This is a genomic window from Parabacteroides sp. B2-S-102 (genome assembly GCF_023656665.1).
In the GTDB taxonomy this organism is placed as follows: Bacteria; Bacteroidota; Bacteroidia; order Bacteroidales; family Tannerellaceae; genus Parabacteroides; species Parabacteroides distasonis.
The window spans coordinates 1-16,696 of record NZ_JAMOKM010000007.1; the positions used below are offsets into that span (position 1 = coordinate 1).

At 38.2% G+C, this 16,696-nt stretch carries 9 protein-coding genes; all 9 read left to right on the plus strand.

Translation table 11 applies throughout. From position 1 onward, the window contains the following. Positions 1-434 precede the first annotated feature (434 nt). The 9 genes from NBH07_RS10770 to NBH07_RS10810 all read left to right on the plus strand — a co-directional run bounded on the left by NBH07_RS10770 (position 435) and on the right by NBH07_RS10810 (position 16,654). On the plus strand, positions 435-980 hold the full coding sequence (locus NBH07_RS10770; RefSeq protein WP_009016548.1) for an RNA polymerase sigma-70 factor: 546 nt from the start codon (positions 435-437) through the stop codon (positions 978-980). Positions 981-1,054: 74 nt separating this feature from the next. Beyond that, the gene (locus tag NBH07_RS10775; protein WP_009016549.1) at positions 1,055-1,984 is read left to right on the plus strand and encodes a FecR family protein; all 930 of its coding nucleotides are present in this window, start codon (positions 1,055-1,057) and stop codon (positions 1,982-1,984) included. Positions 1,985-2,318: 334 nt separating this feature from the next. Then, on the plus strand, positions 2,319-5,534 hold the full coding sequence (locus NBH07_RS10780) for a TonB-dependent receptor (RefSeq protein WP_232054474.1): 3,216 nt from the start codon (positions 2,319-2,321) through the stop codon (positions 5,532-5,534). Between the two features lie 19 nt (positions 5,535-5,553). Then, complete coding sequence (locus NBH07_RS10785) at positions 5,554-7,311, plus strand: RagB/SusD family nutrient uptake outer membrane protein (protein WP_146334164.1); 1,758 nt, start codon at positions 5,554-5,556, stop codon at positions 7,309-7,311. A 63-nt stretch (positions 7,312-7,374) separates the two neighbouring features. Continuing rightward, positions 7,375-9,720, plus strand: coding sequence for an alpha-L-rhamnosidase-related protein (locus tag NBH07_RS10790; RefSeq protein WP_156682560.1), 2,346 nt, complete (start codon positions 7,375-7,377; stop codon positions 9,718-9,720). A gap of 292 nt (positions 9,721-10,012) precedes the next feature. Next, complete coding sequence (locus NBH07_RS10795) at positions 10,013-10,558, plus strand: RNA polymerase sigma-70 factor (RefSeq protein WP_005867296.1); 546 nt, start codon at positions 10,013-10,015, stop codon at positions 10,556-10,558. A 74-nt stretch (positions 10,559-10,632) separates the two neighbouring features. Beyond that, positions 10,633-11,562: a FecR family protein gene (locus NBH07_RS10800; protein WP_009016558.1), complete on the plus strand. Its 930-nt coding sequence runs from the start codon at positions 10,633-10,635 to the stop codon at positions 11,560-11,562. Between the two features lie 240 nt (positions 11,563-11,802). Then, positions 11,803-15,012 (plus strand): TonB-dependent receptor, encoded by a 3,210-nt coding sequence (locus NBH07_RS10805; protein WP_009016559.1) that lies wholly within the window; start codon positions 11,803-11,805, stop codon positions 15,010-15,012. A gap of 13 nt (positions 15,013-15,025) precedes the next feature. Beyond that, positions 15,026-16,654 carry a RagB/SusD family nutrient uptake outer membrane protein gene (locus tag NBH07_RS10810; protein WP_008772926.1) on the plus strand — a complete coding sequence of 543 codons (1,629 nt, stop codon included), beginning with the start codon at positions 15,026-15,028 and terminating at the stop codon, positions 16,652-16,654. Positions 16,655-16,696 lie beyond the last annotated feature (42 nt).

Genomic DNA, 16,696 nt, shown 5'->3' on the forward strand with positions numbered 1-16,696 from the left:
TACCGCTAAAACCTTTGTTTTCCGCTTAGGAAACTTTTGTTTCTATATAGGGAAACTAAGGTTTCTTCAGCACGAAACTTTTGTCTTCTGTAGGAGTGAAGAAAATAGTTCCCTAGGAACTATGTTCATGACTATTTAGTGCCAAATGCCTTTTATGTTAAAACTCCAAAAGATGAGGCAAATATATTGATTTCTTTTAGCAAAACACAATCTTTTCTATTCTAAATCAATATTGTCTTATATTTTATTGACATAACTATATGATTTCAGGGCATAAAAGTCTCACCGGTTAGTCTAGTTACGCTCTGTAGATACAATATGTGAATTAGAAAGAAGCGTAGTTTGTAAATACCGAATATAGTTCCTAGGGAACTTTGCAGAACTTAGTTTTACTCCGGAAGTCATGTAATCTTATTTTTATTACTCAGCTTATAATGGCAAAAGACAATTTTAACATTATTTACGAACGAAACTATCAACGATCGTTCATGTTCGCTAAATCATACGTACATGATGATATGATAGCAGAAGATATCGTATCCGATTCTCTTGTGAAGTATTGGAGACTGATCTCCACCCAAAAAGGAGAAGCAACAGAAGCTCTTTTACTTTCGATCTTGAGAAATAAAGCTCTCGACTACTTACGCCATAAAGCTGTACATGATGCTGCGATCGAAAATCTAGAAGAAATAAAAAAGCGAGAACTAAGCATCCGCATATCCACTTTAGAGGCTTGCGATCCAGAAGAAATTTTCCGGGAAGAGATACGCACAATCCTTCAGCGCACCCTACAATCATTGCCCGAACAAACTCGCAGGATATTCGAGATGAGTCGTTTCGAAAACAAAACAGTGAAAGAAATCGCTATAGAAACCAACCTCACCGTAAAAGGAGTAGAATACCACATTACCAAGACTTTAAAAGTATTACGTATCAATCTAAAAGATTATCTTCCCTTATTCTATTTTCTTTTTTCTTGACTTTTCTCGTTTTTCCACTAGGGATCTATCTTGCAGCATCGTTTATTATTTATAAAGCGAAATTAATAGATACCATGAAGGAATTACTACAACGATACATAAAAGGAGAGGTTTCAGAGAAAGAAAGACTGAAAATAGCATCATGGTTAGACGAAAGCCCTGAAAACATGCGTGAATTTCTGGTTTTACGCAAATTATATGACATTTCACTTTGGCAAGCCAATACAGATAAGACAAATTCCGTAAAGAAAGTACATTATTCCATACGGAAGGTAATGGCCGAGATCTTAAAAATCGCAGCCATCTTTCTAATCGGCTTTTGGGGAAGCAAACAACTGCAGATACAACAATCGAACAAGAAACAAATGCAAACCATTCATGTCCCTGCCGGACAACGGGCAGAGGTCACCTTAGCCGATGGTACGCATGTATGGCTGAACTCTCGCTCAACCCTAAAATTTCCTGAACAATTCAGTGCAAACACCCGAAACGTGGAATTAGACGGCGAAGGTTACTTCTCTGTCCAGCACAATGAAAATAGTCCATTTACCGTACATACCCAAAATCATGATATTCAAGTATTAGGTACAGAGTTCAATGTGAAAGCTTACCATAACACATCCTTGTTCGAAACCGCCCTTTTAAAGGGAAGTGTAAAAATCAGTTCCCCTAATTTAAGAAATGGATTACAACTCAAGCCTAATGAAATCGTTAGTATAGAGAATAGAATGCTCAAGAAATCTACAATTAATAATAGCGACTATTTTAAATGGAAAGAAGGCCTGTTCTGTTTTGAGAATGAATCAATCCAAGATCTAATAAAGAAACTAGAACTTTATTATGATACTACGATTGAGATCCAACGTCCCTCATTGTTGAAACATCACTATTCCGGCAAATTCCGTATTCAAGATGGAATAGAGCATGTATTAAAAGTACTTCAGTTAAAACATAAATTCACATACATCAAAGATGACGATAAGAATCTAATAATCATAAAGTAAGAACAGAGTGTTAACCTTATAAATCATGTATGCCTATGAGATAAAAAATATCAAAAAAGAAACGGTATATAAAAACCGGGAAATGCGGCAACACTCCCCGGAAAGAATCAATACCACATGCACTTAAATCATCAGTATCAAATTCAAGAGTTACAAATGTATGAAAAATCAAACAAAAAGAGTTATGAAGTTAACTTTTATAACACTATTTCTATCAACCACAGGAATGTTTGCATCTGTTAATTCGCAAAATACACGGGTCAATATCCATGTGAACAATGCAAACACTCAAATTGTCTTAAACGAAATCGAAAAACAAACAGACTATCTCTTTGTGTACGACACCAAAGAAATAGATCTAAATCGTAAGGTTTCCGTAGAGGCGCAAAATAAAACCGTAGCAGATGTGTTATCATCTGTCTTTACCCAAACAGACATCTCATATGCGATGGAGGGTAATAACATCATGTTAATGCGAAAAAACACTTCTGTTACACAACAGAGTAACCGGAGAATTACCGGTGTTGTGAAAGACGCAATTGGTGAACCTATCATTGGAGCAAATATCGTGGTGAAGGGAACCACAAACGGTATAATCACCGACATTAACGGAAATTTCAGCCTTATGGTCTCCGAGAACGCCATCTTGCAAATTTCCTATATCGGATATCAGACACAAGAAATCCCTACCAAAGGGCAGACGAACATCCAAATTACCATGAAGGATGACGCACAAGCATTGGATGATGTCGTTGTTATCGGTTATGGTACGCAACGCAAGAAAGACGTAGCCGGATCTATCTCTTCCATATCTACGAAGGATTTATCTATTCAATCATCCGGGAATATACAGAACCTTCTTCAAGGTAGGTTATCCGGTGTGTCCGTAACAACTTCCGGCGTAGCTGGCGATGCTCCTGCTATCCGTATTCGAGGTGTCGGAACACTGAATAATAACAGCCCGTTGTATGTCATTGATGGTTTTCCTACAAAAAGCGAGATCGCATCCCAAATAAATCCTTCAAGCATAGAGTCTGTACAAGTATTGAAGGATGCTTCCTCCGCCTCTATCTATGGTTCCCAAGCAGCTAACGGGGTTATCTTAATCACGACAAAGCAAGGTAAAGAAGGAAAACCTACCGTTGACGTAAAAGTAAACGTAGGTGTACAACTTCCTACCAACTTGCCGGAAATGCTAAACTCCCAACAATATGGAGAAGTCTTGTGGAACGCAATGAGAAACGCCGGGTTAACACCACAGCACGACCAATATGGCAACGGAGCTACACCCGTCATTCCTGATTATATTCTACCGGCAGGAGCCATGGAAGGCCAGGTAGATCTCAGCACTTATAATACCGCAGAAAATCAATTTATGCGCGCTAATAAGATCGGAACTAATTGGGCTGATGAAGTTTATCGCCCCGCACCGACTACAAACATTGATATCAGCGCACAAGGAGGTGGCAATGGGTCTAAATATTTCTTGAGCGCAAACTATTATAAACAAGAAGCTCTTGTAAAATGGGCAGGCTATGATCGCTTCTCTTTACGAGCCAATTCTCAATTTAAGATTTTGAGCTTCGCCACATTAGGCTCAAACCTAAGCGCAACTTACTCTAAATACAAAGGAAGCAAATCAGACCATGAGGCCGTACGTATGGCTCCGCTTATTCCGGTTTACGACGTAGAAGGTAATTGGGCCGGAACAAAAGCTAATGGTTTAGGTGATTCCAAGAATCCGGTAGCCCAACTTTATAATCAAAGAGAGAATTACAATGACAACCTCAACTTGTTAGGTAATTTGTATTTGGATATCAATTTCTTGAAATACTTCCAATTCAAGACAAATGTCGGCGTAAACGTTGAGGATAGCGGCTCCAAAGAGTTCAATCCAAAAACTTATTGGAACAAAGGAGACGCAAATACGCTAGTGAATTCTTTAAAGGAAGCAAGAGGCCGTAAATCAGAATTGGTTTGGAACAATACTTTGACCTTCACGAAAAAATTTCGTGAAACACATAATCTGAATGTTTTGCTAGGTACAGAAGCCATTAGTTCTAAAATAGAGAATCTCTCTGCTTATAGAAGTAATTTTATTATCGAAGATCCCGATTATAGATACCTTGACGCTGGCGAATCCAACAAGGACAATACAGGCAACGCAAATGAATACGCATTGTTCTCTCTGTTCGCACGTGTCAATTATCAATATAAGGACAAATATTATTTAGGGGCTATTATTCGTCGGGATGGGTCCTCACGTTTTGGTGCGAATCATAGATATGGCTACTTCCCAGGGGTAAACGCCGCATGGAGACTTACGGAAGAAAACTTCATGAAAGGGCAAGATATTCTTAGTGATTTGAAAATCAGAGCCAGTTACGGTTTGACAGGAAATCAGGATATCGATAACTACGCATTTGCGTCCATGTATTATACGAATATCTCAACTAGCAGCTATCCTATAGCGGGAGATCCAAACTCTGTCACTCAAGGTATCAGTAAGGAGAGCATTGGTAATCCGGATCTTAAATGGGAGACGACTACACAAACAAACATTGGTATCGACGCAGGTCTTTTTAATAATAAACTGAATTTGTCATTCGATTTCTACCATAAATATACTACCGACATCTTGCAAAGAATTACTTATCCTTCTACCGGAGGAGTGGCAAGTGCCCCATTTATGAATATCGGTGAAATGCAAAATAACGGATATGAATTGAATATCAATTTCCAGAATACGACAGACTATGGTTTCCGGTACGAATTAGGGCTCATTTTGTCCGGATATCGTAATGAGGTAAAGAAATTAGCTTCAAATCAATTCATATCGAACACATATACAAGAACAGAAGTAGGTCATCCGATTTCCTCTTTCTATGGCTATGTGATCGATGGTATTTTCCAAACACAAGGCGAGGTCGACTCGCATGTAGAACAGTCAGACAAAGCAATCGGCCGTTGGAAATATAGAGATGTGAATAATGACGGAAAAATAGACAGCCAAGATAGGGCCTATATCGGTAATCCTCACCCTGATTTCGAGTACTCTTTGAGTTCACGCTTCTATTACAAGAACTTCGATTTGTCTCTTTATATCCAAGGCAGTCAAGGAAATGATATTTGTTTCGCATCGAAAGGCGGTAGGGATGGTCTTGATTTCTGGGGAGATTATTTCAATAAAAGTACCCGTATATTGAATACTTGGACTCCTGAAAACAGAAATGCGGAACTGCCGGAGATCAATATCTTGAATCCAAATGATGAGGCAGGTAAGGTTTCTTCATACTTAATTGAAGATGGTTCTTATATTCGTTTGAAACAATTAGAATTAGGATATACCCTTCCGAAACAAACGCTTTCGAAAATTGGACTCCAGCAATGTCGTGTTTATTTGAATGCGGAAAACTTATTGACATTGACAAAGTATAACAACATTGATCCCGAGGTTAAGAACGGCGATGACAAGAATATGGGTGTCGATTATATGAATAATATGCCACTAGCACGCGTATTCTCCATTGGTTTCAATTTATCATTCTAATACTTAAAATTAAACAAACATGAAAAATCTATTTCATATAGCGAAAAAAACGTTCACATGGGTAACCGTCACGATGGCTGTTAGCCTGTTTAATGGTTGTTCTGATTTTTTGGATAAACAACCATTAGGCAAATTGAATGAGTCTGTATTAACAGATGAAAGTACCGTGAATAAACTCCTTATTGCCTGCTATAGTCCATTAAACGGATTTATCAACGGAGTTTGGGGAATAACAAGTGGGCCGGATAATGTCTTCTATGGAGATATGTGCGCTGGAAATATCCATAAAGGAAGTACTACCGGCGATCAAGGCGAACTGCTACAGATGGAGCGTTATGTCGCTACTGCTGAAAATGGTCGTATCCGGGATAAATGGATACTGGTATATGGAGCTATTGAGCGTTGCAACGACGTACTTCGTATGCTGAATGTTAATAAAATTGATGGCTTATCAGAAGAAAGTGAAATGGAAATTAGAGCAGAAGCCCGTTTCCTAAGAGGATATTATCATTTTGAAGCGAAAAAAATCTGGAACATGGTCCCTTATATTGATGAATACGTAGAAGATCCGCAAAGAAGGGTTCCCAATGACAAAGATATTTGGCCTAATATTGAAGAAGACTTCTCTTTTGCTACCGGAATTTTACCGGATAATCAGAGTGAGCCTGGAAGACCTACGAAAAACGCCGCTAAAGCGTTCTTGGCCAAGGCTTATTTATTCCAGCAAAAATACAGCGAGGCAAAAGTTTTATTAGACGAAGTCATCACTAGCGGAAAATATAAGTTACTTGACAATTATTTTGATAACTTCAATGCGGAGCAAAACAATAACGCAGAAGTGGTATGGTCTAACCAGGTAGCGGTAAATGTAGCGGGAGCTGGTTACGATCGTAGCCAACGTGGTTTCGACTTATCTTATCCCAACGCTCCAGATCAACCAAACTTAAGTGGAGCCGGATTCCAACAACCTACTTTCGACTTAGTAAATGCCTATCAAGTAGACGAAAATGGCCTACCCATGATTGACACTTACGCTGACCATGAATTCAAAAACGACCAAGATATCGAATCTAGCGAGGCATGGGAACCGGATATGGAAACCCCTGTAGATCCGAGATTAGACTGGGTCGTTGGTCGTAGAGGCGTTCCATATCATGATTGGGGATTGCACCCGGGAAAAGCTTGGATCAGGGATCAAGTCAGCGCAGGTCCTTATAACCAAAAAAAATGGATTATATTAGAAAACCAACTTGCTACATACGCTTATGACAATACAGCAAAATTTAACGCAATGAATTTCAATATTATTCGATACGCCCAAGTATTATTGTGGGCTGCGGAATGTGAGGTAGAGGTTGGTAACCCTGAGAAAGCAAAAGAATATGTCAATATGATTCGTCAAAGGGCAAAAGACGGATCTTACGTGAGATTAGGAGATGAAGCACCTTTTGGCAATGGTCCAGCTGCCGCCAATTATAAAGTGGATATCTATAAGGATTCATGGGCAGGACTAAGTAAAGATGTATTACGAAAACGTGTACGATTTGAAGAACGCTTGGAACTTGCGTTAGAAGGTCATTTCTTCTTCGATTTGGTACGTTGGGATATCGCTGAGGATTTTTTAAATAAATATGTCGAAAGAGAAAAAAGACATATCCAATATTTAAATGGAGCCGTTTTTGATAAGAACCATCGCTATTACGCTATTCCTCTAACTGAAATAGATAGAAGCTATGTCGATGGTAAACCAACATTGACACAGAATCCGGGATATTAATTATAGTAAGTGTGAGGGGGTATCATAATATCCCCTCCACTTTTATCTACAAAAGATTTGAATATGACACAATATCTAAAGTCACTTTATCTATGCATTTGTTTACTGGGGGGATTTATATCTTGTCAAACAAATGAAAGTATCACTCAAGATGAGGAGATACAAACAATCATGGAAGGAATCTCGAATCAAGCGGGTCAAGAAAAAAATCCTTATCTGACAGCAGGAGATAAAACCTACATAATAGGTACGCAAGATGGAAACTTCCCTGATCTTGGTGGACATACTCCCGGAGAGATGGGAGGAGTTTGGAATCATTTGATCAAGCTATTAGATGGCTTTTGGGTAAAAATGACAGATAATAAAGGTAATTCTTGTTGGTTGGAAAACGCAATACAATATACGAATTATCCTTTTGGAAGTAAATTTGAGTACGCTCCTTTATTTAATAATAGTATCCGTGTCAATCGTTTCCAATTTTGTCCACAAGGAAAAAATGGTGTTGTTATTACCTATACCATCGAAAATGTATCGGATTCAGAGCAAACAGTCCTTTTTGATTTTGTCGCAAAAACAGATTTGTTGCCTGTATGGTCATCCGGGACAATCGGGTTAAAAGACGCAAATGATGTCGTGAACTGGGATGCCCAAGATGCCATTTTTAAAGCGAAAGATTTAGGTAATAACTGGAACGTAATTTGGGGAGCGGATCAACATACGAGTATTTATCAACTAGATGCTCCTACTTATATAAATACGCAAGGAACGGGTAAAAGTGCCTCTTCTACTTATACGATTACACTTCCTAAGAATCAGGAGAAAAAACTTTCTTTTGTCATCGCAGGATCAAAAGACAGTGAGGAGGATGCCCTAAAAAGTTACAAAGACATCTTAGCGAACCATTCCGAAATGTTGGAAGATAAAAAAATGTATTACACCCAACTATTAGAGAGAGGACGGATTAACATTCCAGATAAAAAGTTACAAGAGGTTTATAACTGGTGCAAAATCAATACGGAATGGCTTGCGGCAGATATGGAAGGTGTAGGACGCTTTCTGGGAGCGGGCGCAATTGAATATCCATGGTTATTCGGTTGTGATAATTCTTATTCATTACAAGGCCTTGTCGCTACAGGTGACCAAAAATTAGCAAAAGAGACATTGAGAGTTATCAAAGAGATGTCAGAGAAAGCCAATGGGAATGGCCGTATTTTGCATGAAATGGCATTCAACGCATTCGTCAGCCACAAAGGAAATACTCAAGAGACTGCTCATTTTGTCATCGCTGTATGGAATGTTTATAAATGGACTGGTGATAACAAATTCCTTGCAGATATGTATCCTTATATGCAAAAAGGTCTGAACTTCCTTTTGAAAGATATGGATACAAACAAGAATATGTTCCCCGAAGGGTATGGAATCATGGAAGTTAGAGGATTAAATGCGGAATTGATTGATGTCTCTGTTTATACCCAGCAAGCACTGGAAGTTATGTCGCAGATTGCCTTAATAATGGGAGAAGATGCATTTGCCAGTGAGTGCGCCTCGCAAGCAATCGATTTGAAAGAAAGGATAAACGACCTATTTTGGGATAAGGATTTAGAAATTTATTGTGATTTTTATGGAACGAGAGAGCAAGCCTTAGAAACGACTAAAGGTGCTATCGAACAGGTTCGTAATACAGAATACAGGTGGGATGTTGCCGAGGTTTCCTTACAGGAATATGAGGATAGCAAGAAAAAGCATATCGCAATGTATGAGGATATGTATAAACAATTTGAAGCGTATCCAACTGGTATTATGAAAGGATGGTTAACTAACAAGAATTGGGTAATAAGCACTCCAATAGAAACTCATATTGCCTCAGAAGACAGAGCTATTCGGCAATTGGATAAAGTACGAAAAGAGCATTGCGGCGAATATGGTCCTTATTTATCCGCAGTCGAAAGAGATCGCATGATGACTATCGCAACAGGCGTACAAGCGATGGCCGAATGCGCTTACGGACGTGTAGATGAGGCTTTATGGTATATCAATCGCATCGTCGATACATTTGGCCGTACACTTCCGGGATCAATTAATGAGATGATGCCTGATTATGGCTGCCCTGTTCAAGCATGGACCATCTATGGTATAGCAACACCTTTGATTCGTTATATATATGGCATACAACCAGAAGCCTATAAAAAGACCTTGACCCTAAGTCCTAATTTACCATCAGATTGGGACTTTATTGAAATGAAAGATCTTCCTGTTGGAAATAATAAGATTAATTATAAAGTAAAACAACTGGAAGATGGATTGGAAATCACGTTAGATACAACTGAAAAGGATTGGAGTTACCTATTAAGACCGGTAAAACAACCTATCAAGCGATTTATCGTGAATGGTAAGGAACAACGGATTTAGAGAGAGACGGGGCATGCCCCGTCTCCACATATAGACACCGCCTCATAATGATCTAAAATTAAAACAGATAACCCCAACTATTTTGAGTAAATAGAACTTAGTCTGAATTCCGTATTCAAGACCTCTTTCCACTCTAACCTTTTACTATCAATGCGATAAATGGACAACAATCAATTTCTTTCATCCCATATTATACTTGAGATAACCGGAAAGCGGGGAAAATGAAAGTATGATTACTTTAACTATTTTTCTATCAAAAATTCCTACTTTTACCGCTAAATCTGTATTGAAGATGAAAGGAGACGATTTTAATATCATTTATGAACGGAATTACCGACGGTCATTCCTGTTCACCAAATCATATGTACATGATGACATGGTGGCTGAGGATATCGTAGCTGAATCGCTTGTAAAATATTGGCGACTGGTCTCTGCTGGAGAAAACGAGATAACAGAAGCCTTATTGCTCACGATTTTGAAAAATAAAGCCCTTAACTATTTACGCCATAAAGCCATACATGATGCCGCTATTGAAAATTTAGAGGAAATAAAAAATAGAGAACTAAGCATTAGAATTTCCACACTCGAGGCTTGCGATCCGAAAGAGATCTTCTCTGATGAGGTCAATAGGATCATCCACAAAACTTTAAAAAACTTACCAGAACAAACTCATCGAATATTCGAGATGAGCCGCTTCGAGAATAAAACCGTAAAAGAAATAGCGGATGAGACAAACCTCACCATAAAAGGTGTAGAATACCACATAACCAAGGCTTTAAAAGCTTTGCGTATCAACTTGAAAGACTATCTACCCTTATTTTATTTTCTTTTTTCTTAATTTTTTTCATTTTTCCACTAGGGATTTAGCGCACAGCGTTGTTTTTATAATAGAAAATAAATTAACAGACATTCATGGAGCAATTACTACAACGGTACATAAGAGGTAAGGTTTCCGAAGAAGAGAGACTGAAAGTAGTGTCATGGCTGGACGAAAGTCCTGATAACATGCGTGAATTTCTGGCTTTACGTAAATTATATGATATTTCACTTTGGCATACGGATACAGAGCAAAAAACACTTCATAAAAAATTCATTCCAACAATTCGACGTATCGCAATCGAAACACTAAAAATAGCAGCGATCTTTTTAATTGGAATCTTTGTTACTAAACAATTCGTAGAACAAAAGGTAGAGGATATACAAATACAAACCATCCATGTACCCACAGGTCAGCGAGCTGAGTTAACTTTAGCGGACGGGACACATGTTTGGCTCAACTCTCGCTCGACATTGAAATTTCCTAATAAATTCGGCACAAATAAACGGAACGTAGAACTTAACGGAGAAGGGTATTTTTCTGTACATCATGACAAAAAACGTCCTTTTACCGTACAAACCGAAAAATACGCAATTCATGTATTGGGTACCGAATTTAATGTTAAGGCATATCACAACAGTCCTTTATTTGAGACAGCATTATTAAAGGGCAGCGTAGAAATATCTTCCTTAACTATGCCGAAAAGATTACGCCTAAAGCCGAACGAGATGGCGATCGCAAGTCAGGAAGGATTAAATACATCCCATATTCCTGACTACAACTACTTTAAATGGAAAGAGGGATTATTCTGTTTCGAAGACGAGTCGATCCAAAGTTTAATAGAAAAGTTACAGCTTTATTATGATATTAAAATTGATGTTCAACGACCATCCTTACTTCAATACCGTTATTCCGGCAAATTCCGTATCAAAGACGGAATTGACCATGTATTGAAAGTATTACAATTAAAACATAAATTCACTTATACAAAAAATGAAGAGACGAATCTAATCGTGATAAAATAAATATTTAGTCGTTAACCTTTTAAATACAGAATATAGAGAATGAAAACATAACAAACAATTAACAGCACAAATTACACAAAAAGGGAGATGCTGCAACATCCCCCTTCCGTAAGTCAGTACCAGACTTGCGAAAATAAATTCATTTAGTACTAACAAATAAGACATTACAAATGTATGAAAAAAATTTGTAACGGGCATTTTATGTCCCCTTTTAACACAGAAGACAAAACATTTCGAATAATGAGATTAACATTCATTGCATTATTTGTATTCAGTTTCAGCTTACTCGCATCCGTACATTCACAAACGATGCGCATCAATATCAATGCTAATAATGAATCTACGCATTCAATTTTAGAACAGATAGAACAGCAAACTGATTATTTATTCATTTATAATACAAATGAAATCGACTTAAACCGTAAAGCATCCGTACACGCTCAAGACCAAACGGTAATGGATGTTTTGTCACAAATTTTCAGAAACACGAATATTGGATATGCGATTGAAGGCAGTAATATCATGTTGATGAAGAAAGATGAAAAAGCAGAACAACAACAGGATAACAATAAGGTCTCAGGAACAATTACAGATAAATCCGGAGAACCTATTATCGGTGCTAACGTCGTTATAAAAGGAACAACTAACGGAACTATTACAGATATAGATGGTAATTATACGTTAGATGTTCCTGTTTCTGCCATCTTGCAGATTTCCTATATCGGATATTTGACACAAGATGTTCCTGTAAATGGGAAACAACAAATCAATATCCGTTTAGTAGAAGATACGCAACAATTAGACGAGGTGGTAGTGGTTGGCTACGGTACACAGAAAAAAGGGGAATTAACTTCATCTATTTCCAGCATAAAAAGTGAAACATTCATTCAAGGTTCAGTGCAAGACGCAGCCCAGTTGCTTCAAGGAAAGGTTGCTGGACTTGGCATTGTCATGCCAAATGGTGATCCGACGTCTTCATCCCAAATTGTATTGCGTGGTATCGGCTCACTAAAAGGAGACCGGGTGCCATTAGTTATTGTCGATGGAGTTCCGGGTGATATGAGCACTGTTGCACCAGAAGATATCGAAAGCATAGATGTTATAAAAGACGGCTCAGCCGCCGCCATTTATGGAACCAGAGGAAATAATGGTGTTATTTTCATCACCACAAAAAAAGTGAAAGGAGAGATACCTGTAACTATTGATATTCAAGCTTATGTCACTACCCAGCAAATCAAAAAAAGATTAGATATGATGGATGCCAATCAATACCGTCAATTAGTAAAACAAGGGAAACCCGGCGCTATTGATTATGGTTACGACACAGATTGGCTAGACCAGATATTAAGGACTCCTATTTCTTACGTAACTAATGCCAGTCTACGCGGAGGTAATCGCAACTCTAATTATATCGCAAACATAAACTATAAGTCTGGCCAAGGCATTATCAAACGCTCAGACAATAGAGTATTAACCACACGATTGGAAATCAACCACTCTATGTGGGATAACTTATTGAAGTTTAATTTAAACATCATGGGTAAAGAACAAAGATATACAGCCTTAGGAGATGGCAAAAGCTTCAATGGGGAAATTTACCGAAATGCATTAATCAATATTCCAACTGAACGTCCGAAAGACGATAACGGAAACTGGATTGAACATCCGACAATGAACGGATATATGAATCCGGTAGCTGCGCTATATGAAAGTAATGGCGAGAATAAAAGTACCCAATTACGTACATTCGGAACCGTTACATTGACTCCCATGGATGAATTTTTCGTAAAAGCATTAGTGTCGAGAACCTCTTATAATCAAACCCGCGGATATGCTGAAACTAAAAAACACATATCAACTGTCCGTAATGGCAAAAATGGGTTTGCTTCTCGTGGAACAACAGCTTCTATCGATAATCTGTTAGAGATCACAGCCCAATACAAAAATAATTTTGGTGCTCATAATCTTACTGGTTTAGCGGGTTATTCTTATCAAGACAATACCTATGAAAATTATTGGATGCAAAACTGGGATTTTCCATCCGATCAATATAGCTATAATAATATGGGGGCTGGAGCTGCCTTAAAAAGAGGAGAAGTTGAGGAAAAGTCTGAAAAAAACAAGTCTAAGTTAATCGGTGTATTTGCTCGTATCAACTATAGTTTCAATGATCGTTATTTAGCATCTGTCAGTATCCGTCATGAAGGAGCTACACAATTCGGAGCTAATTATAAATGGGGAAATTTTCCTGCCGTATCCGTAGGTTGGAATATACATAATGAGGAATTCATGAGCTCCTTACGTTTTATCAGTAGTTTGAAAGCTCGTTTAGGTTTTGGTGTAACGGGTTCCATTCCTGAAGATCCATATATGTCATTAAGCCGCTTGACCAGCGATAAGAATCTCTATACTGGTTCTGGCTGGCTCCCTTCATTAAAACCTTCAAGTAACGCAAATCCAAACCTGCGTTGGGAAAAAAAAGAAGAGTGGAACTTAGGAGTAGACTTCGGCGTTCTTGATAACCGTATCAGTGGATCTATAGACCTTTATAAACGCACGACAAAAGATATGCTATGGAACTATCAAGTAGCCACTCCTCCTTATTTATATCAGGAAATCCTCGCAAACGCAGGAACTATGCAAAATAAAGGACTAGAGATACACCTCAGTGCAATCCCAGTACAAACAAAAGAATTCTCATGGACAACTAGCTTTAATTATTCGACTAACAAAAATAAGTTGGTTGCCTTATCCAACGAGGAATTCCAATTAAAATCCGGTTATATAGAAGATGGCTGGACTGGCGAACCTATCCAACAATATACCCATCGAATATTTGAAGGGGGTGAGGTTGGTAATTTCTACGGTTTTAAAACTATTGATATAGATAGCGAAGGACGTTGGATTATTGAAGATAAAAACGGTAATCCAAAACCGATCTCAGAGCAACAAGCAGAAGATAAAAAAATTATTGGAAATGGCCTGCCCAAACACCTATTAAGCTGGGATAACAGTTTTACCTTCAAAAATTTCGACTTAGGTATAACTATGCGAGGTGCATTCGACTATGACATCCTCAACTACCCCCGCATGTTTTATGAATGTCCTGTAAACTTGACCCGGGGAAATTTGCTTGCCACAGCTTATGAACCGAAGTACGGAAAGACTGTACTAAACGACCAACAGGAACTTCAATATGTTAGCTATTTCATCGAAAGAGGAAACTTTTGGAAAATTGATAATATCACCATTGGTTATACCTTAAAACTTAAGAATGATTATTTAAAAAGGATACGTATATACGCAACCGGTAATAACCTATTCACATTTACAGGATACAGTGGATTAGACCCTGAGGTTAATACGCAAGGACTTAATCCCGGATGTGATGAACTAGGCCGTTACCCTTCTACACGTTCCTTTACTTTAGGCGCAATGTTTACTTTTTAAAATAAATAAACTCATGAATACAATTAAAAAACATATAAATATCTTATTATTAGGTTGCTGTTCATTGAACTTTATTTCCTGCACAGACCTAACCGAAGAAATCTTCTCTGACATTACTGAAGATAGTTATAAATATGAAGCTGGAGACGCAACTAAAGTGGTTGGTGCCGCTTATACCAATCTTCAAGATTGGGGATATTGCGGTTCCGGACAAGCTCCAATGCTGAGTCAAGAAATATGTACCGATGCCGCAGTGTTCCCCGCTAATGGTTCCGGTTGGGATGATGGAGGTGTATTTCGTAGAATGCATCAACATTCATGGAACTCCGAACAATTACAAGTGAATCGTTTATGGGAAGTTTGCTATTCCGGAATTATCTTGGCAAACCGGGCTATCAGCATTATCAACCAAGATGATTTTCCTTTTGCCGCAAATGAAAACAAGGCTGCCATGATCGCTGAATCTCGAGCATTACGTGCTTTCTATTACTGGTACATCATGGATAATTTCGGAGATGCTCCTTTAGTAACGGAACCCACCTCAGAATTACCTGTAAAAACATCCCGGAAGGATCTTTATGATTTTATAGTCAAAGAACTAAAAGAGTCTTTCAGCGATCTCCCAACAGAGAAAAATGAATCTAATTATGGAAGATTCACATTATGGGGAGCTAAAGCCCTCCTCGCTAACGTATATTTGAACGCAGAAGTATATACAGGTGATCCCCAATGGAATGCTTGTATTCAAGAGTGTGATGATATTATTAATTCAGGAAAATACAGTTTAGACATTAATTATAGCGATCCATTTAAGGCACACAATGAAAACTCATTAGAAAATATATTAGTCATTCCTTATGATGAAATATTTGCCACTGGATTTAACTATCATTTAGCCGCCTTACACGGAGCAAACCAAAAAACGTATGATCTAGTTGGAAGCCCTTGGGGAGCTGGGGCCTATAAAGGAATACCTCAATTCATCGACACCTATGATCCAGATGACGAACGTTTAAATGCGACTTGGCTAGGAGGTCCTCAATACGCATCTGACGGGACACCTCTCACAGGCTCTTATGACTTAATGGGACAACCGCTTATCTTCGTCAACAAAATGCCCAACGGAATTTTCACTGGTGAGGCAGAAGGATATCGCTGGTTAAAATATGAGGTTGAGATGGGAGCCAGAAGTGAACTAAATAATGATTTGGTCTTATTCAGACTTACGCAAGTCCATATGATGAAAGCAGAATGCCTTTTACGTACTGGGAAAGCAGATCAAGCAGCGTCTATTGTAAGTATGGTCAGAAAAAGAGCTTTTAAAGAACATCCTGAAAAAGCAATTGTCTCAGGAGCGCAATTACAAGAAAAATCCTGTTACAAATACGGTACGGTAGAAAACTATGTATTAACTTCGCAAAATCAAGTTTATCCAGAAAAATTCGGACGTTTCTATGATGAACTAGGTTGGGAATTCGCTGGAGAATCTTATCGCCGGAGAGATATGATACGTTTCGGTCATTTCACAAAAGCTAAATGGTTATCTCATGAGCCGAATGGAGATTATAAAACGGTATTTCCCTTACCTCAAAAAGTAGTAGATACCAATCCGAATCTGGAACAAAATCCGAATTATCAATAATAACATAGAGGGTATGTCTCTATATTGACATACCCTCCTTTA

Excerpts from the sequence above, each read along its gene's own strand:
- NBH07_RS10805 (WP_009016559.1), top strand. The coding sequence starts at position 11,803 with ATGAGATTAACATTCATTGCATTATTTGTATTCAGTTTCAGCTTACTC.
- NBH07_RS10800 (WP_009016558.1), top strand. The coding sequence starts at position 10,633 with ATGGAGCAATTACTACAACGGTACATAAGAGGTAAGGTTTCCGAAGAA.
- NBH07_RS10810 (WP_008772926.1), top strand. The coding sequence starts at position 15,026 with ATGAATACAATTAAAAAACATATAAATATCTTATTATTAGGTTGCTGT.
- NBH07_RS10770 (WP_009016548.1), top strand. The coding sequence starts at position 435 with ATGGCAAAAGACAATTTTAACATTATTTACGAACGAAACTATCAACGA.
- NBH07_RS10785 (WP_146334164.1), top strand. The coding sequence starts at position 5,554 with ATGAAAAATCTATTTCATATAGCGAAAAAAACGTTCACATGGGTAACC.
- NBH07_RS10790 (WP_156682560.1), top strand. The coding sequence starts at position 7,375 with ATGACACAATATCTAAAGTCACTTTATCTATGCATTTGTTTACTGGGG.
- NBH07_RS10795 (WP_005867296.1), top strand. The coding sequence starts at position 10,013 with ATGAAAGGAGACGATTTTAATATCATTTATGAACGGAATTACCGACGG.
- NBH07_RS10775 (WP_009016549.1), top strand. The coding sequence starts at position 1,055 with ATGAAGGAATTACTACAACGATACATAAAAGGAGAGGTTTCAGAGAAA.